This window comes from Pseudomonas sp. PDM09, assembly GCF_014852305.1.
GTDB lineage: Bacteria > Pseudomonadota > Gammaproteobacteria > Pseudomonadales > Pseudomonadaceae > Aquipseudomonas.
In genome coordinates, this window is record NZ_JACVBI010000004.1 from 177,158 (window position 1) to 199,778 (window position 22,621).

A 22,621-nucleotide genomic window follows, 5' to 3' on the forward strand; every position below is an offset into this window, starting at 1 on the left:
CTGTAGGAGCACGGCTTGCTGGCGATGGCGTTTTGAAGATCGCCTTCGCCAGCAAGCTGTGCTCCTACAGGTTCGTGGGCGATTTACTGCGGGCGAACGCGCAGGGTCAGCCCCTTGAGGAAATTGCGCAGCAACTGGTCGCCGCAGGTGCGGTAGTTGGTGTGGCCGAACTTGCGGAACAGCGCGCTCAGCTCAGGCTTGGACACCGGGAACTCGGCCGCCTTGAGGATCGCGTGCATGTCGTCTTCCTTCAGTTCGAAGGCTACGCGCAGTTTCTTCAGGATGATGTTGTTGGTCACCGGCACTTCGATCGGCTGCGGCGGACGGCTTTCGTCCTTGCCGCGCTTGAAAATCACCAGGCCATCGAGGAAATGCGCCATGACCTCGTCCGGGCAGCGTACGAAGCCTTCCTCGTCTTCCTCTTTCTTGTCGAGGTACGTCAGCAGGTCTTCCATGGACACGTCCATGCCGCCGAGCTTGATGATCTCGATGACTTTCTTGTCGCTGATGTCGAGCATGTAGCGCACGCTGCGCAGTACGTCGTTATGAATCATGGTGTGCAATCCTGATATTCAGCAGTGGGCGTCGCATAAGCCGCGGCGCCGAAATGTAGGGCGGCGTGAAAAGTCTTAGAACTTCTCTTTGCCGGACAGGTAGCGCCATTGCCCCAACGGCACTTTGCCGATGGACACGCCGCCGATGCGGATGCGGCGGATGGCGACGACCTTCAGGCCGACGGCCTGGCAGAACAGGGCGATCACGCCCGGTTGTGGGTTCTTCATCGCAAAGCGCAGACGGTTTTCGTTCTGCCAGCTGGCTTTGACCGGCGGCAATTCCTTGCCCTTGTAGGTCAGGCCATGGTTCAGGCGGTTGAGGCCGTGAGCCACCATGTCGCCTTCAACCTCGACCACATACTCTTGCTCGATTTTGGCGGAGTCGGCAGTGAGTTTGCGCAGGATCTTCCAGTCCTGGGTGAACACCAGCAGACCGCTGGCATTGGCCTGCAGATCGGTGCTGGCGGTCAGGCGCAGGAAGTGGCCCTTGAGCGGGCGTTTGCCGTAGCGGTGTTCTTCGCTCAGGGTTTCGGCGCTGATGGTCGCCATGGCCGTTTCCGCGTCCATGCCCGCAGGGACGTTGAACAGGATGGTCACGGGCTCCGGCGCAGTGGCCTTGGCTTCGGGATCGAGCTCGACTTTTTGGGTGTCGACCTTGAACTGCGGCTCGTCGATGACTTCGCCGTCCACGGTGACCCAGCCGCCCTCGATGAACAGCTCAGCCTCCCGACGGGAACAGCCGACGAGTTCGATGAGGCGTTTGGAGAGACGAATCGGGTCAGTCATGACAGGGCCGTAACAAAAAAGGGGTGGGCATTGTACCTGCTGGACGCCGGTTAATCCCGGCTCCATTTGCGCCGTGCGGCTTTTTTGTGGGAGCGGGCTTGCTCGCGAAGGCGGTAGATCAGTCAAATTATCTGTTGAATGACACACCGTATTCGCGAGCAAGCCCGCTCCCACATTTTGTTCTGTGTTGTGTCAGCCGTGCTGCGAGTGTTGCTGGTTTTGGCGTAAGCGCATGTGCAGCAACGGATACGGCTGACCCATACCGTCGTGCTCGGAGCGACCGATCACCTCAAAACCCTGCTTGAAGTAGAATCCCAAGGCCTGCGGATTCTGCTCATTGACGTCCAGCTCATCGGCGTTCAGGTGTTCCAGGGCATAGCGCAGCAATTGCTTGCCCAGGCCTTTGCCACGATGCGCCGGGTCGATGAAGAGCATTTCGATCTTGCCCGCCGCCACACCGGCGAACCCGGTGATGCGCTGGCGTGAGTCTTTAGTACAGATCAGCATCACCGCGTCGAGGTAGCGGGTCAGCACCAGATTCTTCAGCAGGTCGATGTAGCTGTCGGGCAGAAAGTCATGGGTGGCGCGCACCGAGGCTTCCCACACTTGGGTGAGTTCTTCGTAGTCGCTCTGTTTCGGTGTGTGAATGACCGAGTGTTGGCGCATGCCCGCTGGCCTCTGTTGCGTGGATGACGCGAGTTCTTCTCTCACAAAACGATAGACGTAAAAAAGCCCCGCATCTCGTCAAGAGAGCGGGGCTTTTCGTATTTTTTGCGTTTAGATCTGTTCAGCCCACAGGTCGTATTCGTCGGCGTCGGTCACTTTGCACCAGACTTTGTCGCCCGGCTTCAAGTTGCTGCCGTTGTCGATGAACACGTTGCCGTCGATTTCCGGGGCATCGAAGAAGCAACGGCCGACCGCGCCTTGCTCGTCGACTTCATCGACCAGCACTTCGATTTCACGGCCGATGCGCATCTGCAGGCGCGCCGAGCTGATGGCCTGCTGGTGCGCCATGAAGCGGTCCCAACGATCTTGCTTGACGTCGTCCGGCACAATGGCCGCGTCCAGCAGGTTGGCCGGTGCGCCTTCGACCGGCGAGTACTGGAAGCAACCAACGCGGTCCAGCTGCGCTTCGGTCAGCCAGTTCAGCAGGTACTGGAAGTCTTCTTCGGTTTCGCCAGGGAAGCCGACGATGAAGGTCGAACGGATGATCAGGTCCGGGCAGATTTCGCGCCAGTTCTTGATCCGCGCCAGGGTCTTGTCTTCGAAGGCCGGGCGTTTCATGGCTTTGAGGACTTTCGGGCTGGCGTGCTGGAACGGGATGTCCAGGTACGGCAGGATTTTCCCGGCGGCCATCAGCGGGATCAGCTCGTCGACGTGTGGGTACGGGTAGACGTAGTGCAGACGTACCCAGACGCCGAGGGTGCTGAGGGCTTCGCAGAGTTCGGTCATGCGGGTTTTCACCGGCGCGCCGTTCCAGAAGCCGGTGCGGTATTTCACGTCGACGCCGTAGGCGCTGGTGTCCTGGGAAATCACCAATAGCTCTTTGACGCCGGCCTTGACCAGGCGCTGAGCCTCGTCCAGTACATCACCGACCGGGCGGCTGACCAGTTTGCCGCGCATCGAGGGGATGATGCAGAAGCTGCAGCTGTGGTTGCAGCCTTCGGAAATCTTCAGGTAAGCGTAGTGGCGCGGAGTCAGCTTGATGCCTTGTGGCGGTACCAGGTCGATCAGCGGGTTGTGATCCTGACGCGGCGGCACGGCGTCATGCACGGCGTTGACCACTTGCTCGTACTGCTGCGGACCGGTCACGGCCAGCACGCTTGGGTGCACGTTGCGAATGTTGCCTTCTTCGACGCCCATGCAGCCGGTTACGATGACCTTGCCGTTTTCCTTGATGGCTTCGCCGATCACTTCCAGGGACTCCGCCTTGGCCGAATCGATGAAGCCGCAGGTGTTGACCACCACGACGTCGGCGTCCTGATAGGTGGACACAACGTCATAGCCTTCCATGCGCAGCTGGGTAAGGATGCGCTCGGAGTCGACCAGTGCTTTCGGGCAACCCAGGGATACGAAGCCAACCTTTGGATTGGCCGGCGCAGGAGTGGTGGACATGTCTAACCTCGGTATTTGGGACGCCTCCAGCCGAAGTCGGCAAGGCGACAGACGGACGCTATGTTGCGTCTCTGGTCAAAAAGTGCGCAATTCTAGCGATGAGAGGCGCACTTGACCAGCTTTATGCAGGGAAATGCGACGAGTGCTGCGCTATGCTTCGCGCCTTTACGCTTTACCGATTTTCTACAGTCAATAAAACGTCTGTAACAACACGTAAAACAGCGCATGCTGCGCCACAAAGCATAGTGCTTCTTATAAGAAGTCCGAGTCTGAGCAGTAGGAGTTTTTGGATGGGGCAGGCAAGTAGTCAGGTGGCGGTCAGCGAGCATTCGGCGGCGAAGCCGATCGGCATGCTGGTCGCAGCAGTCGGGGTGGTTTATGGCGATATCGGCACGAGCCCGCTGTACACCCTCAAAGAAGTGTTTTCCGGTGGCTATGGCGTGCCGGTCAACCATGACGGCGTGCTGGGCATTCTGGCGCTGATCTTCTGGTCGCTGATCTGGGTCGTCTCGATCAAATACATGATGTTCGTGCTGCGTGCCGACAACCAGGGTGAGGGCGGGATCATGGCCTTGACCGCGCTGGCGCGGCGGGCAGCGGCGGGGCATGCGAAGTTGCGTACCTTGCTGGTGGTCTGCGGGCTGATCGGCGCGGCGCTGTTCTATGGCGATAGCATGATCACCCCGGCGATTTCCGTCCTCTCGGCGATTGAAGGCCTTGGGCTGGCATTCGAGGGCATCGACCATTGGGTGGTGCCGCTGTCGTTGATCGTGCTGGTGGCATTGTTCCTGATTCAGCGTCACGGTACGGCACGGATCGGCATTCTGTTCGGGCCAATCATGGTCACCTGGTTTCTGGTGCTGGGCGCGCTGGGCGTGTATGGCATCAGTCAGCATCCGGAAGTGTTGCAGGCGATGAATCCGGTGTGGGGCGTGCGCTTCTTCATGGTCCACCCGGGCATGGGGATCGCGATTCTTGGCGCTGTGGTGCTGGCATTGACCGGTGCCGAGGCGTTGTACGCCGACATGGGCCACTTCGGTCGCAAGCCGATCGCCCGGGCCTGGTTCATTCTGGTGCTGCCGGCCCTGGTGCTGAACTACTTCGGTCAGGGCGCGTTGCTGCTCGGTGATCCGGAAGCCGCCCGTAACCCTTTCTACTTGTTGGCACCAAGCTGGGCGCTGATTCCATTGGTGGGGTTGTCGACCCTGGCCACGGTAATCGCCTCTCAGGCGGTGATTTCTGGTGCGTTCTCCCTGACTCGTCAGGCGATTCAGCTCGGCTACATCCCGCGTATGCACATCCAGCACACGTCCAGTGCCGAGCAAGGCCAGATCTATATCGGCGCGGTGAACTGGGCGCTAATGGTTGGCGTGATCCTCCTGGTGCTGGGCTTCGAGTCCTCCGGCGCGTTGGCTTCGGCCTACGGCGTGGCGGTGACGGGCACGATGCTGATGACCACCATCCTGGTGTCGGCGGTGATGCTGCTGCTGTGGAAGTGGCCACCGATCCTCGCTGTTCCGGTGTTGCTGGGTTTCCTGTTGGTAGACGGTCTGTACTTCGCCGCCAACGTGCCGAAAATCATTCAGGGCGGTGCGTTCCCGGTGATTGCCGGTATCGTGCTGTTCGTGTTGATGACCACTTGGAAACGCGGCAAGCAACTGCTGGTGGAGCGAATGGACGAGGGCGGGTTGCCGCTGCCGATCTTCATCAGCAGCATCCGCGTGCAACCGCCGCATCGGGTCCAGGGCACGGCGGTGTTCCTCTCCGCCCGCCCGGACGCCGTGCCTCACGCACTGTTGCACAACCTGCTGCATAACCAGGTGCTGCACGAACAAGTAGTGTTGCTGACAGTGGTGTACGAAGACATCCCGCGCGTCCCGCCGCAACGGCGTTTCGCGGTCGATTCCTACGGCGAAGGGTTCTTCCGGGTGATCCTGCACTTCGGCTTCACCGACGAGCCGGACGTGCCTGAGGCCTTGAAGCTGTGCCATCTGGATGACCTGAATTTCAGCCCGATGCGCACTACCTACTTCCTCAGCCGCGAGACAGTCATCGCCTCCAAACTCGAAGGCATGGCCCGCTGGCGCGAGACGTTGTTCGCCTTCATGTTGAAGAATGCCAACGGTAATCTGCGGTTCTTCAATTTGCCGTTGAATCGGGTGATTGAGTTGGGTACGCAAGTCGAGATGTAAGCCACATGAAAAAGCCCCCGTTGCCAGGAAGGTAGCGGGGGCTTTTTTGTGTCCACATTTTTTGGAGTCAAGGAGATCCCTTGTGGGAGCGGGCTTGCTCGCGAAGACGGACCAACATTCAACATTGATGTCGCCTGACAGTCCGCTTTCGCGAGCAAGCCCGCTCCCACAGGGGATCTGCAGTGTCTGGAATGAAAAAGCCGCGTGATTACGCGGCTTTTCCGTCCCTGTGCCTTTACTGACTTTCAGGCAGCTCTTCTTCAGATTCAGTCTTTGTCCGGGCAGGTCGCGGGGTCAGAACCTTCACCACATCATCAATCACTGCCTTACTCATCGCCGTCAGGTAGTGCGCGGCCCAGGCATGGCGGTCGGTGTCTTTTATGTAGGCCGCATCCTCGGCAAATGATTTGGCGAGGAACAGCAGGTCGGAGGCTTGTGACAATGCATCAACGATGGGGACGCCGGCGCGGACGTTGAATAATGCCTGATCGGAGCAGTAGATGAGGGGCGTGAAGCCGATGGTTTTTAGTTCTGAAATCGCGGAAGTATCTGTTTTCGTCATGCTCTTACTCCAAGGTTCGAGGAGCCGACACTTTCGTTTCCAAGCGAATAGGTGGCGGCTGTACGCAGGTTGGAAAACCGGGAACCAAGGAACCGGCACACCCGAAGGCGTCCCACGCACAGCCGCCATAACTCAGGATTGCAGTCGTAAAAAACTCTGCAGTCATGATAGGGCGCTGGTGCGCTTTGGTTCGACGGGTTTCCAAGCCCGATCGCTGAATGGTCAGCGACGTCCGGAGAGTATCCCGTCGAAGAAAAGTGCAACAAGGCGGCAAAGTGCCCAAAAAGGACGATTCGGAGTTTGCCTACAAGGCCTGCGGGCGTCATCCGATATTGCGATACTTTGAGTAAACAAAACTAAACGTGGCGAGAGAGCTTACATGACGTTCGGCTCATCAAGCCGGTGGAATGGTTCGTTTGGTCAACTCTTGAATTTTCATTTGGCCTCGGTTAGCAACTGTCCTCTGTCCTCTGTCCTCTGTCCTGGGACTGAGGACAGTTCATGAAGGTATAACGGACGATGAAATCCCTTGTGGGAGCGGGCTTGCTCGCGAAAGCGGTGGCTCCGTCAACATCAATACTGAATGTCAGACCGCTTTCGCGAGCAAGCCCGCTCCCACAGGGGATCTGCGGTGTTTGGTTTAATTACACTCATATGAAAAAAGCCCCCGCAACCATAAGGCAGCGGGGGCTTTTTCGTGAGCGCGGCTCAGCTCACTCCTGAGCGGCCGTCTCCTTCGCTTGACGCTTCTCGATAGCATCCACCAACCGTTGGGCCAAAGCCGGGTAGTTCTCGTCGAAGTGGTGGCCGCCAGGCAGTTTCATCGCTTCGCCCACGGCGGTTTTGTCGGTGCAGCCGCTCTCGTCGACTTCTTCTTCACCGTAGATGCACACCACTTTTGCAGGCGGTAGCTTGGCCATTTCCGGGCCGGTGGCGGCTTCTTTGCCGGCGTTGCCGAGCCAGCCTTCGACTTCGATTTCGAAGCTGCCGGTGCGGGCGAAGGCCAGCAGGATGATTGCGTCGACGCGCTGTTGTTCGGCTTCCGGCAGGCGGTTGTAGATGGCAGGCAGTACGTCGGCGCCGAATGAGTAACCGGTCAGGATGAAGCGCTTGGTGCCCCATTTCTGCCGGTAGTGCTGCATCAGTTCGGTCAGGTCCAGCGCGCTTTGCTCAGGGCTCTTGTGCTGCCAGTAGTAGCGCAGGGTGTCGATGCCGACCACCGGGTAGCCGATCTTGGCCATTTCACCGGCCACATCACGGTCCAGGTCGCGCCAGCCGCCGTCGCCGGAAAGGAACAGGGTAACGGTGTCCTTGGCTTGACCGGCCGGGACTTCGACCACCGGGATCTGCAGGCCACCAGCAGCTTTATCGCCGCCGACGAGGATTTTGCGCAGTTCGTTGTTCAGCACTTGCGGCAGGTTGATGTCGTAGTCGCTGATGCTGGTTTCGGCGTTGGGCTGGTCACGCACGAAGCCGGCGCTGGTATCGTCGGGGTTGTCGTTCCAGGCCACCAGCCAGTGGCCGTGGGCGGCGGTTTTTGGCAGCAGGTGCGTGCAGCCGGGCTTTTCCAGGGCCAGGTCGACCGAAATGGCCTGGGACTTGTCGTCCTTCTGCTCGGCCAGCCAGCGCCACGCCAGCACGGCGCCAGGGCCGATGCCGCTGACCAGGGTTGCCGGGCCTTTGAGTTGCCTGAGGCCGGCTTGCAGGGCGCGACCTTGCTGGATGCAGTCCTTGGGCAGGATCACCTGGACGATCTGCGCCGAGCCGCTGCGGCTCAGGGTCAGCAATTGTTTGTCGCTGAGCTTCTGCTCTTCATTGACCGCCACTAGCACCTGGGCGTGCGGTGTGTTGCCGGGAATGACGCGGATCATTGCGGCGCCATCGGCTGGCGCCAGCCGTTCGAGGGTCGGTTCTGGTGCCGGGCGTTTCAGGTACCAGTAACCGCCACCGACAATCAGGGCCAGCACTACCAGTGTGGCCAGTACGTACCGCAGGGAGCGTTGAATCATCAGCGTTTCACCAATCCAGTCAAGCCGCCTGCAATCAGGGCGGCAGTATCGGCCAGGGCAACCAGCGGATCGAGTCCGGCGGGCACGGCCATATAACGGGGTTCCCAGTCGGGCTGGAACTTGTCTTTGAAGCGGCGCAAACCTTGGAAGTTGTACAGCTGCTCACCACGGCGGAATACCATCGAGCCCAGGCGCTGGGTCAGTGGTGCGCCGCGCCGGGGTTGTAACCCCGACAACGGCACCATGCCCAGGCTGAAGCGCGCGTATGCATGATTTTTATAATGTTGAATCAGGCCGACCATCATGAACTCCATGGTCAGCTTGGGGGCGTCGGGGTGCGCGCGCATCAGGTCGAGGCTGGCCAGATCATGGCCGTAGGTCTCGAGCAGGTTGGCGAACGCCACCGGGCGCCCTTCGAAACGAATCACCGCGACACGGAAGTGCTTGAGGTAATCATCACTGAAACGCCCAAGCGAGAAGCCTTTCTCGCGCACGTTCTTGCCGGTCAGCCAGGCGTCCGAAATCACCTTGAGCTCATCCATCGGCGCTTGCCCCGGCTCATGGATCTCCAGTGACAGGCCGTCACGGGTGCCGCGGTTCCAGGTGTAGCGCAGGTCCTTCATCTCTTTGCCCTTGGCTTCGAGATCAAAGCGGTGCAGATCGACCCGGGCTTCTTCGCCGAGCTTGATCGCGGTCAGGCCGATGTCCATGTAGTACGGCAAATTCTCCGCGCGCACTTGATAGAACACAGGGCGGGCGTGGTGGATATCGCAGAGGTCGCGGAACTGCCAGATCATTTCCGCCCGTTGCTGGGTCGGGCCGATCGGGTCATACAACGCTACCAGGCTGCGGCCACGGCGGGCGTACATCAGAAACGCCTCGTCGTTGGGGTGAAACAGCAGCGCCTTGTCACCGGTCAGGGCCAGGCCGCCATCCGGTTGGGCCGAGGCCATGAGAATCTTTACCGCGCGGTCCAGTTCGTCGGGCGTTGGCAGATGGATCACCGGGCGCGCGGTGCGCAGCAGCCAGGTCAGGGACACCACCACCAGCAGGACCGCGGCGCCAAGCAACGAGCGCAAGCCACGCGGGGCATCGGCGTCGAGGGTGAACTGCCACCAGAGTTGATGGCTGTACGGAACATCCTGATAGGCGAACAGCAGCAACCAGATCGACGCGCCGAGTACGCAGAGGCTGGCCACCAGATACAGCGGCGAAAACGGCACTTCGGTCAGGCGGCTGGGGCGATAGAACGAGCGCCGGAAAACCCCCAGCAAACTCGCCGTCAGGGTCATCAGGCAAGCCTCTTCCCAGTCGAACCCTTTAAGCAGAGAGAGCAGGGCGCCGACCAACAACAGAATGGTGGTCAGCATCCATGCGGCTGACAGGCGGCGACGTAGCCCCTGAGCCAGCAGCAGGCAGAGCACGCCCACCAGGCTGGCGCCGAAGTGTGAAGCGTCGACCAAACGATGCGGAATCAGAAAACCGATGTGTTCAAGGCGGGTATCGATCTCCGGCGTCACGCCGGAAAACAGCAGCACCACGCCGGACAGGAACACCAGCACCGCCAGAATCGGTGCGGCCATGCCAGATGCAGCACGCAGGGACTGGCGAGTCTGAAACAGGCGCTGACCTTCATTGACCAGCAGCAGTACGCAAGCCACCAGCAGCGGCAACACCACGTAGATCAGACGGTAGAGCAGCAGGGCGGCGGCCAGTGGTGCGGCGCCGAGCTTGTCGGCGAAGGCGGCGAGTAAAATCGCTTCGAACACCCCGACACCACCCGGTACATGGCTGAGCACGCCAGCAGCCAGGGCCAATAGATAGACCAGCAGGAATGCACCAAAGGGCGGTGCTTCCGGCAGCAACAGATAGAGCACCGTCGCGGCAGCGGCGACGTCCAGGGCGGTAATGACCAGTTGCAGGAACGTCAGGCGACGACCCGGCAGGCGCAAGGTGCGGCGACCGACCTTGACCAGCAGGTTGTCGGGATAAGGCTGTTCCGGCAAGCGGCGGCGATAGATGCCGATGGCCAGCACTGTTGAAAGCAGCAGCACGGCCACCGCAATCGCACCCAGCAACGTCTCGGAGAAACCCAGGGCCACGGAGGCGGCGGACAGGTTGCTGAGGGTGGCGAGGGCGGCCAGGGGCGGAAGGGCGCAGCCGAGCGAGAGGCTGGCAAACAAGGTCATGTGCGCGACTTCCGAAGCCCCCACACCATGCCGTGCATATAAACGGTAGCGAACCGAGCCTCCCGACAACAGCGAAAGGCCGATGGCATTGCCAATGGCAAATGCGGTGAAGCCGCCCAATGCCAATATTCGCGGCGCGATCGTCACGCCCGCATAACGGCTGGCCGACCATTCGTAACCCAGCAGAATGATGAAACCGATAACCGTCGCGCCGAGCGCGCCCAGCAAGGCCGGTTTCGGCACTTCCAGAATCGAGTCGTGCAGCGCGTACAGATCGAGTTCGCTCAGCAGGTGACGACAGGCAATCAGCGCGATGGCGAACAAGAGCAAAGTGACTGCCAGCCCGATGGGCTGACGGTATTTGCTGATTCGATCAAGCAAGCGTAAACGTTCGGCTTTGATCGGTTGTGTCGCTGTGACGGTGTCTTGTGAATCAGACGAGTTGGCGCGCATCAATCACCTCTTGGATTGTGCGCGACAGGATGGAGGTATCCAGCCAAGTTACCAATCCCTGTGGAAAAAAATAATCACAAATATTAACGCCTCTCACCGGATGCCGGCGATGGCGCGTTATCAGTCGTAGAGGGTTCTGTCTGCGGTTCAGCCTGGACTGAACTCACAGTCCGGCGATCCCGAACGGCTCACTGCACAGTGACAGATCATTGTTGCGAAAGGACTTTTTCAACAGATACAAAAAAGGCCACTCTTTCGAGTAGCCTTTTTTGATGTTTGGTTGCGGGAGCCGGATTTGAACCGACGACCTTCGGGTTATGAGCCCGACGAGCTACCAGACTGCTCCATCCCGCGTCTGTGTGGCGGCATTCTACAGGCGAACGCCGGAGTGTCAACCGTTAATCCCAGTATGGCTCAAATAAGTTTAAAACGACGGCGAATGGTCGAAGGGGAGACCTAAGTTTCGGAATCAGAACGATTTCTTGTTTCTGTGCGGTAAGGCATAGACCGCTGATTTTTATAAAACAGACACGCACAAAAAAGGCCACTCTCTCGAGTAGCCTTTTTTGATGTTTGGTTGCGGGAGCCGGATTTGAACCGACGACCTTCGGGTTATGAGCCCGACGAGCTACCAGACTGCTCCATCCCGCGTCTGTGTGTCGGCATTCTACAGAGGATCGCAGGCCTGTCAACCTTCAATCTTGGTAAAACCTGTTCCTGTTCAAGCGCTTAGGTGAAACAAGGAGTGGCTGATCGGCCTGAAAGGCAGGCAGGGCAAGGGTTGTGGCTCTATCGAGATGGCTCTTTCGATTGATAAAATAAATCTCCAGTGCTTTTCCTACAAAGGAAAAAGAACATTCAGAGTACTGGTGCTATATACAGGTGTCAGTGAGATACTGCCGATATGACTCACCCACACCTCATTTCTTCGCCATGAACACTGCTTTTATATGACGCAGCGAAAAATCATCCACGTCGATTGTGACTGTTTCTACGCTGCTATCGAGATGCGTGACGACCCGCGCCTGGCCGGTAAGCCATTGGCGGTGGGCGGCTCGGCGGATCGGCGTGGGGTGATTGCCACCTGTAACTATGAAGCGCGGGCTTATGGCGTTCGCTCGGCCATGTCTTCCGGGCATGCCTTGAAACTCTGTCCGGACCTGACCATCGTCAAGCCGCGCATGGAGGCCTATCGAGAAGCATCGAAGGAAATTCATACGATCTTTCGCGATTACACCGACCTGATCGAGCCGCTTTCCCTGGATGAGGCCTACCTCGACGTGTCGGACAGCGCGCATTTTGGCGGCAGCGCCACGCGAATCGCCCAGGACATTCGCCGCCGGGTCTCCAATCAGTTGCACATCACCGTGTCGGCCGGCGTGGCGCCGAACAAGTTTCTCGCCAAGATCGCCAGTGACTGGAAGAAGCCTAACGGCTTGTTCGTGATCACGCCGGATCAGGTGGAAGACTTTGTCAGTGGTTTGCCAGTGAGCAAGCTGCACGGTGTCGGCAAAGTGACCGCCGACAAACTCGGCAGGCTTGGCATCGTCGATTGCTCGCATTTGCGCGAATGGGACAAGTTGGCGCTGGTGCGCGAATTCGGCAGCTTTGGCGAGCGGCTCTGGAGCCTGGCCCGGGGGATCGATGAGCGGTTGGTGCATAACGACAGTCGGCGGCAATCAATCAGCGTCGAAAATACCTACGACACGGATCTGCCGGATCTGGTGAGTTGTCTGGATAAATTGCCCGAGTTGCTGGAATCCCTGAATGGCCGCATGGCGCGGATCGATAGCAGCTATCGACCGGGCAAGCCGTTCGTCAAAGTGAAATTCCATGACTTTACCCAGACCACTTTGGAGCAGGCCGGGGCAGGGCGGGATCTGGGGAGTTATCAGTTGCTGCTGACCCAGGCCTTTAACCGTGGTGGGAAACCGGTGCGGTTGTTGGGGATTGGGGTGAGGCTTGAGGATTTGCGGGGCGGGTTTGAGCAGATGGAGTTGTTTGAGCGGTAGTTCAGGGGTGAATTTAAGGGCCTCATCGCGAGCAGGCTCGCTCCCACATTAGACCGCGTTCGTCTGAACAACCCGGTCAACTGTGGGAGCGAGCCTGCTCGCGATGCTTTTCGGCTTTAATTCGGCCCCGGATCCGCCACCAGTCGCCCGGCATCCTTGGTCAATGACTTGAGGAATTCGGTCTGCAACTCGGGATCGTTGCGGGTCAGTTCGATCAGGCTCTGTTCCAGTTCACTGGCTTCTTCTTCCAGACCCAGTTCCGACAGGCGTTTGACCCGGTGTACCCACTGGCTCACTTCGTCGTCTTCGAGGTCGTCGTAAATCAACCCATGCGCTTCGAGCAGCTTGCCGCGCAAGTTGCTGCTGATCGCCAGGGACGAGTCGGTGTGCACATCGTCCTTGTTGTCCTCGACACTGATCTGCAGCTTGCCCAGATGATTGAGCTCATGTTCGGCGAACGGGCTGTCCAGCAGGTTCAGGCGCAACACGCCGTTACGGTCGGTGGTCAGTTCGAAGGTGTTCTTGCCCGCCTTGACCTGCACCGGGCGCTCGCTCCACGGCAGGCTCGAGTATTCCGTGCGCTTGTCGCGCTGGACTTCGTCGATACCCGCCAGGTTCTGTTGCGCCCGGCCATGGGACTGCGCGTTCATGAACGGGTTGAGCCCGGCGAAACCATAGCTGAGCCAGTCCTTCGTCACACTGTCCGGCAGATTGCCAAGGGCGAACACGTTGACCACGTTCGCACCGACACCGGCCACCACGGCCACCGCGCCCAGCGGGATCTCATAGACCTCCCTCCAGGGTTGGTAAGGTGTATAGCGATCATAGCGGCGCGTGACTTCGAACTCGGTGACTTCGAAAGTCTTCTGCTCGTGGATTTTCACACGACGTTGTGGCAGCTCAAGCACCTTGGGCTCGCCGACATCGATCTGCAGGCTGTGATCGAGCAATTTGCGCTCGACCCGTTCCTCGTGCTCGCTGCGTTGTGACATCTGATTGGCACAGCCGCTGACCAGCAGGGCGCCGCACAGGGCGGCGCCACCGAGGCCTAAGGTGTTTCGCTTGAACATGACGTCTCTATCTGGTGTCAGCGGCGGATACGGGCCTGGAGGAAAGACAGCACGTCAGCGACCGGCAGCGCTTGCGCCTCGGCCTCTGTGCGGCTCTTGTATTCCAGATTGCCGTCGGCGAGGCCGCGGTCACTGACCACGATCCGGTGTGGAATGCCGATCAGCTCCATGTCCGCGAACTTGATGCCCGGGCTGGTTTTCTTGTCGCGGTCGTCCAGCAGCACTTCGAAGCCGGCGGCAGTCAGTTCTGCGTAAAGCTTGTCGGTGGCTTCGCGAACCTGTTCGGTTTCGTAGCGCAGCGGAACCAGGGCAACCTGGAACGGAGCCAGAGCGTCGCTCCAGATAATCCCGTTCTCGTCGTTGTTCTGTTCGATGGCAGCCGCCACTACACGAGATACGCCAATGCCATAGCAGCCCATTTCCAGGGTGACCGGCTTGCCGTTCTCGCCCAGCACTTCGCACTTCATCGCTTTGCTGTACTTGTTGCCCAGCTGGAAGATGTGCCCGACTTCGATGCCGCGCTTGATTTCCAGGGTGCCTTTGCCGTCAGGGCTCGGATCACCGGCCACGACATTGCGCAGGTCGGCGACGGTCGGAACCGGCAGATCACGTTCCCAGTTCACGCCGAAGTAGTGCTTGTCGTCGATGTTGGCACCGATGCCGAAGTCGCTCATCAGCTCGACGGAACGGTCGATGATGATCGGCAGTGGCAGGTTCAACGGGCCGAGGGAACCGGCGCCGGCACCAATGGCGTCGCGCAGTTCGGCTTCGGAAGCCATGACCAGCGGGCTGGCAACGCCAGGCTGGTTGGCGGCCTTGATTTCGTTCAGCTCGTGATCGCCACGAATGATCAGGGCAATCAGTTTGCCTTTCTCTTCAGCGTGCACCACCAGGGTCTTGATGGTTTTTTCGATCGGCAGATTGAAGCCTTCGACCAGTTGCGCAATGGTCTTGGCGTTCGGCGTGTCGACCAGGCGCAGCTCTTCGGCAGGCAGCGGACGAGAGGTTTCGCGCGGTACGGCTTCGGCCTTTTCGATGTTCGCCGCGTAGTCGGAGCCGTTGCTGAAGACGATGTCGTCTTCGCCGGATTCGGCCAGTACGTGGAACTCGTGGGAGCCGGCACCACCGATCGAGCCGTTGTCGGCTTCAACCGGACGGAATTTCAGGCCCAGGCGGGTGAACACGTTGCAGTACGCCTGATGCATGCGGTCGTAGGTGATCTGCAGCGAAGGCTGATCAGCGTGGAACGAGTAGGCGTCCTTCATGATGAACTCGCGGCCGCGCATCAAACCGAAGCGGGGGCGGATTTCGTCACGGAATTTTGTCTGGATCTGATACAGGTTGATCGGCAGCTGTTTATAGCTGCTCAGCTCGTTGCGCATCAGGTCGGTGATGACTTCTTCGTGAGTCGGGCCGGCACAGAAGTCGCGACCGTGGCGATCCTTGAAGCGCAGCAATTCAGGGCCGTATTCTTCCCAGCGACCGGATTCCTGCCACAGTTCAGCCGGTTGAGTGCTCGGCATCAACACTTCGAGAGAGCCGGCGGCGTTCATTTCTTCACGCACGATGGCTTCAATCTTGCGCATCACTCGCAAGCCCATGGGCAGCCAGGTGTACAGGCCCGAGGCGAGTTTGCGGATCATGCCGGCGCGCAGCATCAGCTGATGGCTGATGACGACCGCGTCGGAAGGCGTTTCTTTCTGTGTGGCGAGCAAAAATTGACTGGTGCGCATGGTTGGCCGTTGTCGGTTGCTGATGACGAGAAATGACGGAACATTGTACGGGCGAGATCAGCTGGCGTACAGGAGTGCGGCCGGCAGTGTCGCAGAGGGCGAGAATCTGCCCGCCCTCTGCGACACTTCTGGCTTAAGTGCCTACGATTCTTCCGCGACCTGGGACTGCACCGGTTCCGGCGTCGGTGTCGGACCCGCGCGGCGGTTTTCCTGGAACCAGTGCAGCGCGATCAACAGGAGAGTCGGAACACCCAGCAGGGCAGTGATCAGGAAGAAGTTGTGATAGCCGAACTTTTCCACCATGACCCCTGAGTAGCCGCCGATGAGGCGGGGCAGCAGGAGCATGATCGAGCTGAGCAGGGCGTACTGGGTGGCGGAGAACTTGAGATTGGTCAGGCTCGACAGGTAAGCGACAAATGCCGAAGTCGCCAGGCCCGAGCTGAAGTTATCCAGTGAAATAGTGACAATCAGCATCTGCAGATTGGCACCCATATCCGTGAGCATCAGGAACAGCAGGTTGGTACCGGCCGATGCAACGCCGCCAATGAACAGGATAGGCAGGATGCCGAAGCGCACAATCAGCAGGCCGCCCATGCCGGCGCCGACCAGCGTCATGATCAGGCCGAATATCTTGCTGACGCTGGCAATCTGATCCTTGGTGAACCCCTGGTCGATGTAAAACACGTTGGCCATCACGCCCATGACCGTATCGGACATCCGGTAGGTGGCGATCAGCCCGAGCAGCAGCAGGGCTTGCCAGCGGTAACGCAGGATGAAGTCGTTGACTGGCGTCAGCACCGGGGCCAAGCCACGGCGGCCCATGGCCGACAAGCACAGGCCGGTAAGCGTGATATAGAGAATCGCCCGCAGGAACGCACGGTCTTCGAGCAGCAGGTCCAGTACGCTGACGCCGTTGAACAGTACGCTTGCGAAGTCAGTGTTGTAGAGCTGGGTGAACATGGCCGGTACGGACACCAGCAGCACGATCAGCACGAACACCGACGCCAATTGGTGCACAAAGCTGTAGCGCCCGGCCTGTAATTGAGTACGCAGAGGCACCGGTGGTTCGCGCATGAACAGGGTGGTCAGCAGCGCCGGGACCATCAAGACGCCGAACAGCACGTAGGTGCCGGTCCACGCCGCATGCTTATAGTTGAAGCCAGTGGAGCCGAAGCCTTCGGCGAAGAACAGTGCGCCGGCCGTCGCCAGCAGGGCCGCGACCCGATAACCGGCCATGTAACTGGCCGCCAGCGCGGCTTGGCGGGTTTCGTCGGCGATTTCCAGGCGATAAGCGTCGACGGCGATGTCTTGCGTCGCCGAGGCGAAGGCGACGACCACGGCGATCGCGATCAACCAGGACAGGTGCTTTTGCGGGTCGCAGAATCCCATGCCGATCAGGCCAAGGATGACGAGTGCCTGGGCCAGTACCAGCCAGGAGCGTCGTCGACCAAGCTTGCCCAGAAGTGGCAGGCGCCATTGGTCGAGCAGCGGGGACCAGACCCATTTAAAGGCGTAGGCCAGGCCGATCAGGCTTGCATAGCCGATGGTTTCGCGGGCAACACCGGCCTCGCGCAGCCAGACTGAAAGCGTCGAAAACACCAGCATGTAGGGCAAGCCGGCGGCGAAACCAAGCAGCAACAGCACGAGCGTTGAGGGGCTGGCATAGGCGGCGAGCGCGGCGCGCCAGGTTTTACGGGGCATGGGCTGGAGTCTGCCTCAAGGATTACGGAAACAAAGCGCGCACTCTAACCGCTGTGCTCTACCGGGCGCCACCCATGGCGCTGAATATCAACACGATTGTTCAGGACACTGATGCCTTCCATGCGCAATCGGGCCCGTTGTTCGTCCCCCGAAGGGCTGCCCACGGGCAGGCTGATCCGACCGCCGGCACCCAGTACCCGGTGCCAGGGAAGTTTGGTGTCACCGGGCAATTGGCTCAGTGTTCGCCCGACCCAGCGGGCAGCACGACCCAGTCCCGCGAGTTCGGCGAGCTGGCCGTAACTCACGACTTTGCCCTCGGGCACTTGCGCCAGGGTCAGGTAGAGCGCCGTGCGTCGGATTTGCGCTGCGCTTTCGGTTTCAGCGGTTGAGTCGGTCACGTCCCGGGCTTCCTGAAAAAATGCGCAATTGACCGTCTGTAGAGTAAATCCAGGATCGCCTATTGAGAAATGAACTCAATAGAAAAAGTCGGGTCAGTCCTTGTCATGGCCTTATTCGTAAGGATAATGCCGACTTTTTTTCGCAAAGTTGAGCCTTCGATTCGCTTATGTTGTCCAGAACCTTGCTGTGCCTCGCTGTCGTCAGTGCTTCCACTCCGTTGTTCGCCGATACCGTCTGGTTGAAGAACGGTGACAAATTGAGCGGCAAAATCACCGTATTCGATGGTGGCAAGCTACTGATTCAGACCGAGTACGCGGGCGCGGTTCCGATCGACTGGAATCAGGTCAAAACCCTGGAAAGCGATCAGCAACTGCTGGTCAAACAGGATGCCTACACCGGTGAGAAGGCCAAGTCGCTGCACGCGGCAGAGGACGGCAAAGTCACCCTGGCCAACGGCGATGGCCCCAAGACCGTGGAGCTGGCCAGTATCCAGCAGATGCTCAAGCCTAAACCGGTGGTTGAGGATCTGGTCTGGAAGGGGCATGTCGATATGGCGCTGGATTACCAGCGTGCCGAAAAAGACACGGATGATTATGACGTCGACTTCAAGACCAGTGCGCGCCATGGCAGATGGCGACACACGGCAGAAGGCGAGTACAACCGCGAATTCCAGGATGACGTGGTCACCACGGATAATTGGCGGGGTGAGTACGCCCTCGACCGTTTTCTTACCGAGAAATGGTTCTGGCAAGGTCGTTTGAACTATAAGCGCGACAAGGTCGAAGAGCTCGCCCGTCAGCGCACCATCGGTACCGGCCCCGGTTATCAATTCTGGGATAACGAGCTGGGCGCTTTCTCCTTGGGCTCGCTGCTGAACAACACGGACTACGAATATTCAAACGGCAACAAGGAAAACTTCTACTCCCTGGCGATGAAGTGGGACTACAACCGTTATCTGGTCGGCAAGAAGGTCGAGTTCTTCACCAATGGCGAGGTCGGCAAGCCGCTGTCGGGCGTGGCGGATTACGCCCTCGATGCCGAGGTCGGCCTGCGCTACAAAGTCACCGATTGGGCGTCGTTGAACCTGAAGGCCGAGAAAGACATCATCAGCGGTAGCGAAGAGGCCGACCTGAGCAAGACTCGATACACCGCAGGGTTTGGCGTGACCTGGTAACACGCTGAAAGAACAAAAGATCGCAGCCTTCGGCAGCTCCTACACAGGATTGAGGTACGTCCTGTAGGAGTTGTCGAAGGCTGCGATCTTTTTTGCCATGCAAAACACACAGGCACAAAAAAGCCCCGCTTTTGAGGGCGGGGCTTTTTACTAAAGCAAGTACAAGTTAGATAACTTGAACTTCTTCAGCTTGCATGCCTTTCTGACCGCGGGTAGCGATGAAAGAAACCTGTTGGCCTTCTTTCAGGCTTTTGAAGCCGTCGGATTGGATAGCTTTGAAGTGAACGAACAGGTCGTCACCGGATTGTGGAGTGATGAAGCCGAAGCCTTTTTCATCGTTGAACCACTTAACGGTACCGGTTTGGCGATTAGACATGGTGTAACTCCTTGAACAAAGATAACTGCGACGCAGGAAGAACCCTGGCCGAGACTGAGTGCAAAGAGCAGGAAAAATTCTTGTAGATGGTTGGATCGAAATTCAACATATCGTGTAGAGATTCTCAGTGACACAAGCAGCACAGTGGCGCCACCTTAACCCTTTTTCCGGAACGTGCCAATGTTTCTTGCGAAGGTTTCTCTGTTTTCATGACTGACGGTGCATTGAATGGCGGTGAAGACCCGGGATTCACGGGGGATCGGCGAGAATTGTCTCCCGGACTTTGAACCCGGCGCGCCTGCCCGGTAAGATGCCGGACAGAATTTTTCTACCTCGCTATTCAGGACACCCGCCATGAGCATCAAATCGGACAAGTGGATTCGCCGCATGGCGCAGGAACACGGCATGATCGAGCCTTTCGTCGAGCGCCAGGTGCGCGGTAGCGACGATAGCCGTGTGATCTCCTACGGCGTGTCCAGCTACGGCTACGATGTGCGTTGCACCAATCACTTCAAGGTGTTTACCAACATCAACTCGGCGATCGTCGACCCGAAAAACTTCGATGCTGGCAGCTTCGTCGACATCCACAGCGACGTGTGCATCATTCCGCCGAACTCCTTCGCTCTGGCCAGCACCGTCGAATACTTCCGCATCCCGCGTAACGTATTGACCATTTGCCTGGGTAAAAGCACCTACGCGCGTTGCGGCATCATCGTCAACGTCACGCCGCTCGAGCCTGAGTGGGAAGGTCACGTGACCCTGGAGTTCTCCAACACCACCAATCTGCCGGCGAAAATCTACGCGAACGAAGGCGTGGCGCAGATGTTGTTCCTTGAGTCGGACGAAGAGTGCGAAGTCTCCTACAAGGACCGTGGCGGCAAGTATCAGGGGCAGCGTGGCGTGACCCTGCCGCGTACCTGAGTCAGCCGTCTGACAAGCCGTTGGAATTCCTGAGCGGGCGTACACTCTATGGGATGTACTGCTCCGATTCGCGCAAGGCGGATCGGGCCATCGCTCAGGAGTGCTTCATGAAGATCGATCCGCGAATAAGTGCCGAACTGGCAAGGCTTGAGCCCAATCAGGTTGGCGTACTGGCCTGGTCCTTGTTGGCACATCCGCCCGTCATGGCAGGGGGCATCCCCACTCAGCCTGATCCCGACACGCCCAATGAAGAGCCAAAAGAACCCGGAGAGCCCACTGTGCCGGATAAGCCACCGCCCGCGCCTGTGGCCTGAGATCTAACAAATACCATGCGACTGTAGGAGCTGCCGAAGGCTGCGATCTTTTGATCTCGCTTTTCGGCTGTCAAATTTCGCACCCCACAAAAGATCGCAGGCTTCGCCAGCGCCTACGGTGATCCGTAGCGGTGGGCGAAACCTGCGATTTTTTTATTTCAGGTTGCCGCTGAGGAACTGCTTCAACCGCTCGCTCTTCGGGTTGCCCAGCACGTCTTCCGGCGCGCCTTCTTCTTCCACCAGCCCTTGGTGCAGGAACAGCACCTGGCTCGATACCTTACGGGCGAAGCTCATTTCGTGGGTGACCATGATCATGGTCCGGCCTTCTTCGGCCAGGCCCTGGATGACCTTGAGCACTTCGCCCACCAGTTCCGGGTCGAGCGCCGAGGTCGGTTCGTCGAACAGCATGACTTCCGGTTCCATGGCCAGTGCACGGGCAATGGCTACCCGCTGTTGCTGGCCGCCCGACAGGAACGCCGGGTACTGATCCGCTACGCGCGCCGCCAGGCCAACCTTGTCGAGGTAACGTCGGGCACGGTCTTCGGCCTCTTGCTTGCTGCAACCCAAGACCCGGCGCGGGGCCATGGTGATGTTTTCCAGCACCGTCATGTGGCTCCACAGGTTGAAGTGCTGGAACACCATGGCCAGGCGGGTGCGAATCCGCTGCAGCTCATCTGCATCGGCCACGCGCATGCCGTGACGGTCGTGGATCATGCGGATCGTCTGGCCATCCAGGCTCATGGCTCCGTCGTTGGGTTGTTCGAGAAAGTTGATGCAGCGCAAAAAGGTGCTTTTACCCGAGCCGCTGGCGCCGATAAGGCTGATGACGTCGCCGGTTTTGGCCTTGAGCGAAACGCCTTTGAGCACCTGATGATCGCCATAGCTTTTATGCAGGCCTTCAATGGTCAGTTTGTACATGGGGCATGCATCCTCAAGGCGAAAGTAGGTAGCCACTGCGATAGGCTTCGGTGCCCGCGACGTGGGCGATCACCATGCCGGCAGTGGCCATGCGTCGCAGCGAACGGGCGTACATCAGCCCGGCGGCGGTGCAATGAACAGGGGTGACGCGATCATTGATCGGGTCGATGACTTCGGCGATCAGTTGTCCGGCCTCCAGGTATTCCCCGGGCAGGGCCGTGAACACCAGCAGCCCGCCCACCGGCGTCGCCACCGGTTCAACGCCGGCCAGCGGGGTGGCCGGGTAGGGCAGTTCCGGTAATGGCGCCGGCTCACCGGCAATCGCGCCGAAATGAATCAGATAATCGATCAGCGCCTGGCTGTCGAGGCTGGCCAGCGGGTGATTGACGTCACCCTGGCCGCGTAATTCGACAGTGACTGAAAAACTGCCCAGCGGAATTTCGAACTGCTCGCCGAAGCGCTCTTTCAACTGCCACCAGAGCAGAGTGAAGCATTCATCGAACGATTGGCCACCCGAGTCGGTGGCCAGCAGGCTGGCTTCGGAACCGATGTAGCGCGCCAGCGGCTCGACCTGCGGCCAGGCCTCGGGCGTGGTGTAAAGGTGCGCCACGGCTTCGAAATCGCAATGCAGGTCCAGCACCATGTCTGCATCACAGGCCAGCCGTTGCAGGGTCAGGCGCTGGGATTGCAGTTGAGTGCCTGCGGTCTGCCGCGCCAACGCCTTGCGCAGGCTGTCGCGGATCAGTTCGAGGTTACGTTGCGGATCGTCGCCGAGCAGGCCTTCGATCTCGTTGCCGACTTCTTCACTCAAGTCGACGAACCAGCGATTGAAGTTCTGCCCGCTTTCCAGCTCGTAGCGGCCCAGTGGAACGTCCATCAACACTTGTTCCAGGCCGACCGGGTTGGCCACGGGCACCAGTACGATTTCGCTGCGCAGCCGGCCGGCGGCTTCCAGCTCCGCCAGACGTCGCTTGAGGTGCCAGGCCACCAGCATGCCGGGCAATTCATCGGCATGCAGGGAGGACTGAATGTAAATCTTGCCTTTGGCCGACGACGGGCCGAAGTGGAAACTGTGAATCTGTCGCACGGTCCCCGGCAGCGGGGCCAGCAGGTCATGAATCTGGTGGCGCATGTACGAGTTGT

The 22,621-nt window shown here is 59.3% G+C and carries 19 protein-coding genes and 2 tRNA genes; 5 read left to right on the forward strand and 16 right to left on the reverse strand.

Translation table 11 applies throughout. From position 1 onward, the window contains the following. Positions 1–83: 83 nt before the first annotated feature. The 4 genes from IB250_RS12095 to rimO all read right to left on the reverse strand — a co-directional run bounded on the left by IB250_RS12095 (position 84) and on the right by rimO (position 3,455). Positions 84–554, reverse strand: coding sequence for a DUF1456 family protein (locus IB250_RS12095; RefSeq protein ID WP_008010137.1), 471 nt, complete (start codon positions 552–554; stop codon positions 84–86). Between the two features lie 75 nt (positions 555–629). Then, entirely contained in the window at positions 630–1,340 is a 711-nt protein-coding gene (locus IB250_RS12100) for an rRNA pseudouridine synthase (RefSeq protein WP_008072721.1), read from the reverse strand. A gap of 192 nt (positions 1,341–1,532) precedes the next feature. After that, positions 1,533–2,006, reverse strand: a complete 474-nt coding sequence (locus IB250_RS12105) for a GNAT family N-acetyltransferase (RefSeq protein ID WP_192344253.1) — start codon at positions 2,004–2,006, stop codon at positions 1,533–1,535. Between the two features lie 111 nt (positions 2,007–2,117). After that, positions 2,118–3,455 carry a 30S ribosomal protein S12 methylthiotransferase RimO gene (rimO, locus tag IB250_RS12110; RefSeq protein WP_123499342.1) on the reverse strand — a complete coding sequence of 446 codons (1,338 nt, stop codon included), beginning with the start codon at positions 3,453–3,455 and terminating at the stop codon, positions 2,118–2,120. A gap of 290 nt (positions 3,456–3,745) precedes the next feature. Between rimO and IB250_RS12115 the strand changes: the two genes are divergently transcribed. Then, a complete protein-coding gene (locus tag IB250_RS12115; protein ID WP_192344254.1) occupies positions 3,746–5,647 on the forward strand; it encodes a potassium transporter Kup in 1,902 nt (633 codons plus the stop codon). A 235-nt stretch (positions 5,648–5,882) separates the two neighbouring features. Here the strand turns inward: IB250_RS12115 and IB250_RS12120 are convergent, their stop codons facing one another. From IB250_RS12120 to IB250_RS12140, 5 genes are all read right to left on the reverse strand, one after another. Continuing rightward, positions 5,883–6,209, reverse strand: coding sequence for a DUF3077 domain-containing protein (locus tag IB250_RS12120; RefSeq protein ID WP_192344255.1), 327 nt, complete (start codon positions 6,207–6,209; stop codon positions 5,883–5,885). A 713-nt stretch (positions 6,210–6,922) separates the two neighbouring features. After that, positions 6,923–8,218, reverse strand: a complete 1,296-nt coding sequence (locus tag IB250_RS12125; RefSeq protein WP_192344256.1) for a virulence factor family protein — start codon at positions 8,216–8,218, stop codon at positions 6,923–6,925. Beyond that, a complete protein-coding gene (gene mprF / locus IB250_RS12130) occupies positions 8,218–10,860 on the reverse strand; it encodes a bifunctional lysylphosphatidylglycerol flippase/synthetase MprF (RefSeq protein ID WP_192344257.1) in 2,643 nt (880 codons plus the stop codon). The genes IB250_RS12125 and mprF overlap by 1 nt, the downstream gene beginning before the upstream one ends. Positions 10,861–11,137: 277 nt before the next feature. Further along, positions 11,138–11,214 (reverse strand) — tRNA-Met (locus tag IB250_RS12135). Positions 11,215–11,434: 220 nt separating this feature from the next. Next, a tRNA-Met gene (locus tag IB250_RS12140) sits at positions 11,435–11,511 on the reverse strand. Between the two features lie 299 nt (positions 11,512–11,810). Between IB250_RS12140 and dinB the strand changes: the two genes are divergently transcribed. Beyond that, positions 11,811–12,872 (forward strand): DNA polymerase IV, encoded by a 1,062-nt coding sequence (dinB, locus tag IB250_RS12145; RefSeq protein ID WP_192344258.1) that lies wholly within the window; start codon positions 11,811–11,813, stop codon positions 12,870–12,872. A gap of 116 nt (positions 12,873–12,988) precedes the next feature. On the opposite strand, the gene IB250_RS12150 is transcribed toward dinB, so the two are convergent. The 4 genes from IB250_RS12150 to IB250_RS12165 all read right to left on the reverse strand — a co-directional run bounded on the left by IB250_RS12150 (position 12,989) and on the right by IB250_RS12165 (position 17,774). Then, on the reverse strand, positions 12,989–13,942 hold the full coding sequence (locus tag IB250_RS12150) for a hypothetical protein (protein ID WP_192344259.1): 954 nt from the start codon (positions 13,940–13,942) through the stop codon (positions 12,989–12,991). 17 nt (positions 13,943–13,959) lie between these two features. Next, positions 13,960–15,675 (reverse strand): proline--tRNA ligase, encoded by a 1,716-nt coding sequence (locus tag IB250_RS12155; RefSeq protein ID WP_192344260.1) that lies wholly within the window; start codon positions 15,673–15,675, stop codon positions 13,960–13,962. 141 nt (positions 15,676–15,816) lie between these two features. After that, positions 15,817–17,376 carry an AmpG family muropeptide MFS transporter gene (locus IB250_RS12160; RefSeq protein ID WP_192344261.1) on the reverse strand — a complete coding sequence of 520 codons (1,560 nt, stop codon included), beginning with the start codon at positions 17,374–17,376 and terminating at the stop codon, positions 15,817–15,819. A 44-nt stretch (positions 17,377–17,420) separates the two neighbouring features. Next, positions 17,421–17,774 (reverse strand): MGMT family protein, encoded by a 354-nt coding sequence (locus IB250_RS12165; RefSeq protein WP_007940587.1) that lies wholly within the window; start codon positions 17,772–17,774, stop codon positions 17,421–17,423. 167 nt (positions 17,775–17,941) lie between these two features. On the opposite strand from IB250_RS12165, the gene IB250_RS12170 reads away from it, so the two are divergent. Beyond that, positions 17,942–18,949, forward strand: coding sequence for a DUF481 domain-containing protein (locus tag IB250_RS12170; RefSeq protein WP_192344262.1), 1,008 nt, complete (start codon positions 17,942–17,944; stop codon positions 18,947–18,949). 166 nt (positions 18,950–19,115) lie between these two features. On the opposite strand, the gene IB250_RS12175 is transcribed toward IB250_RS12170, so the two are convergent. Then, positions 19,116–19,325, reverse strand: coding sequence for a cold-shock protein (locus IB250_RS12175; RefSeq protein ID WP_002554837.1), 210 nt, complete (start codon positions 19,323–19,325; stop codon positions 19,116–19,118). Positions 19,326–19,679: 354 nt separating this feature from the next. On the opposite strand from IB250_RS12175, the gene dcd reads away from it, so the two are divergent. Together dcd and IB250_RS12185 are read left to right on the forward strand one after the other, a co-directional pair. Beyond that, positions 19,680–20,246: a dCTP deaminase gene (dcd, locus tag IB250_RS12180; RefSeq protein ID WP_007904652.1), complete on the forward strand. Its 567-nt coding sequence runs from the start codon at positions 19,680–19,682 to the stop codon at positions 20,244–20,246. A 107-nt stretch (positions 20,247–20,353) separates the two neighbouring features. After that, a complete protein-coding gene (locus IB250_RS12185; RefSeq protein WP_095632425.1) occupies positions 20,354–20,560 on the forward strand; it encodes a hypothetical protein in 207 nt (68 codons plus the stop codon). Between the two features lie 153 nt (positions 20,561–20,713). On the opposite strand, the gene IB250_RS12190 is transcribed toward IB250_RS12185, so the two are convergent. Further along, positions 20,714–21,478 carry an ABC transporter ATP-binding protein gene (locus tag IB250_RS12190; RefSeq protein WP_007904656.1) on the reverse strand — a complete coding sequence of 255 codons (765 nt, stop codon included), beginning with the start codon at positions 21,476–21,478 and terminating at the stop codon, positions 20,714–20,716. A gap of 13 nt (positions 21,479–21,491) precedes the next feature. After that, positions 21,492–22,610: a succinylglutamate desuccinylase/aspartoacylase family protein gene (locus tag IB250_RS12195; protein WP_192344263.1), complete on the reverse strand. Its 1,119-nt coding sequence runs from the start codon at positions 22,608–22,610 to the stop codon at positions 21,492–21,494. Positions 22,611–22,621 lie beyond the last annotated feature (11 nt).

Coding starts and splice junctions, on each gene's coding strand:
- IB250_RS12100 (WP_008072721.1), bottom strand. CDS start 1,340: ATGACTGACCCGATTCGTCTCTCCAAACGCCTCATCGAACTCGTCGGC.
- rimO (WP_123499342.1), bottom strand. CDS start 3,455: ATGTCCACCACTCCTGCGCCGGCCAATCCAAAGGTTGGCTTCGTATCC.
- IB250_RS12155 (WP_192344260.1), bottom strand. CDS start 15,675: ATGCGCACCAGTCAATTTTTGCTCGCCACACAGAAAGAAACGCCTTCC.
- IB250_RS12175 (WP_002554837.1), bottom strand. CDS start 19,325: ATGTCTAATCGCCAAACCGGTACCGTTAAGTGGTTCAACGATGAAAAA.
- dinB (WP_192344258.1), top strand. CDS start 11,811: ATGACGCAGCGAAAAATCATCCACGTCGATTGTGACTGTTTCTACGCT.
- IB250_RS12195 (WP_192344263.1), bottom strand. CDS start 22,610: ATGCGCCACCAGATTCATGACCTGCTGGCCCCGCTGCCGGGGACCGTG.
- IB250_RS12160 (WP_192344261.1), bottom strand. CDS start 17,376: ATGCCCCGTAAAACCTGGCGCGCCGCGCTCGCCGCCTATGCCAGCCCC.
- IB250_RS12120 (WP_192344255.1), bottom strand. CDS start 6,209: ATGACGAAAACAGATACTTCCGCGATTTCAGAACTAAAAACCATCGGC.
- IB250_RS12125 (WP_192344256.1), bottom strand. CDS start 8,218: ATGATTCAACGCTCCCTGCGGTACGTACTGGCCACACTGGTAGTGCTG.
- IB250_RS12105 (WP_192344253.1), bottom strand. CDS start 2,006: ATGCGCCAACACTCGGTCATTCACACACCGAAACAGAGCGACTACGAA.
- dcd (WP_007904652.1), top strand. CDS start 19,680: ATGAGCATCAAATCGGACAAGTGGATTCGCCGCATGGCGCAGGAACAC.
- IB250_RS12185 (WP_095632425.1), top strand. CDS start 20,354: ATGAAGATCGATCCGCGAATAAGTGCCGAACTGGCAAGGCTTGAGCCC.
- IB250_RS12170 (WP_192344262.1), top strand. CDS start 17,942: ATGTTGTCCAGAACCTTGCTGTGCCTCGCTGTCGTCAGTGCTTCCACT.
- IB250_RS12115 (WP_192344254.1), top strand. CDS start 3,746: ATGGGGCAGGCAAGTAGTCAGGTGGCGGTCAGCGAGCATTCGGCGGCG.
- IB250_RS12095 (WP_008010137.1), bottom strand. CDS start 554: ATGATTCATAACGACGTACTGCGCAGCGTGCGCTACATGCTCGACATC.
- mprF (WP_192344257.1), bottom strand. CDS start 10,860: ATGCGCGCCAACTCGTCTGATTCACAAGACACCGTCACAGCGACACAA.
- IB250_RS12150 (WP_192344259.1), bottom strand. CDS start 13,942: ATGTTCAAGCGAAACACCTTAGGCCTCGGTGGCGCCGCCCTGTGCGGC.
- IB250_RS12190 (WP_007904656.1), bottom strand. CDS start 21,478: ATGTACAAACTGACCATTGAAGGCCTGCATAAAAGCTATGGCGATCAT.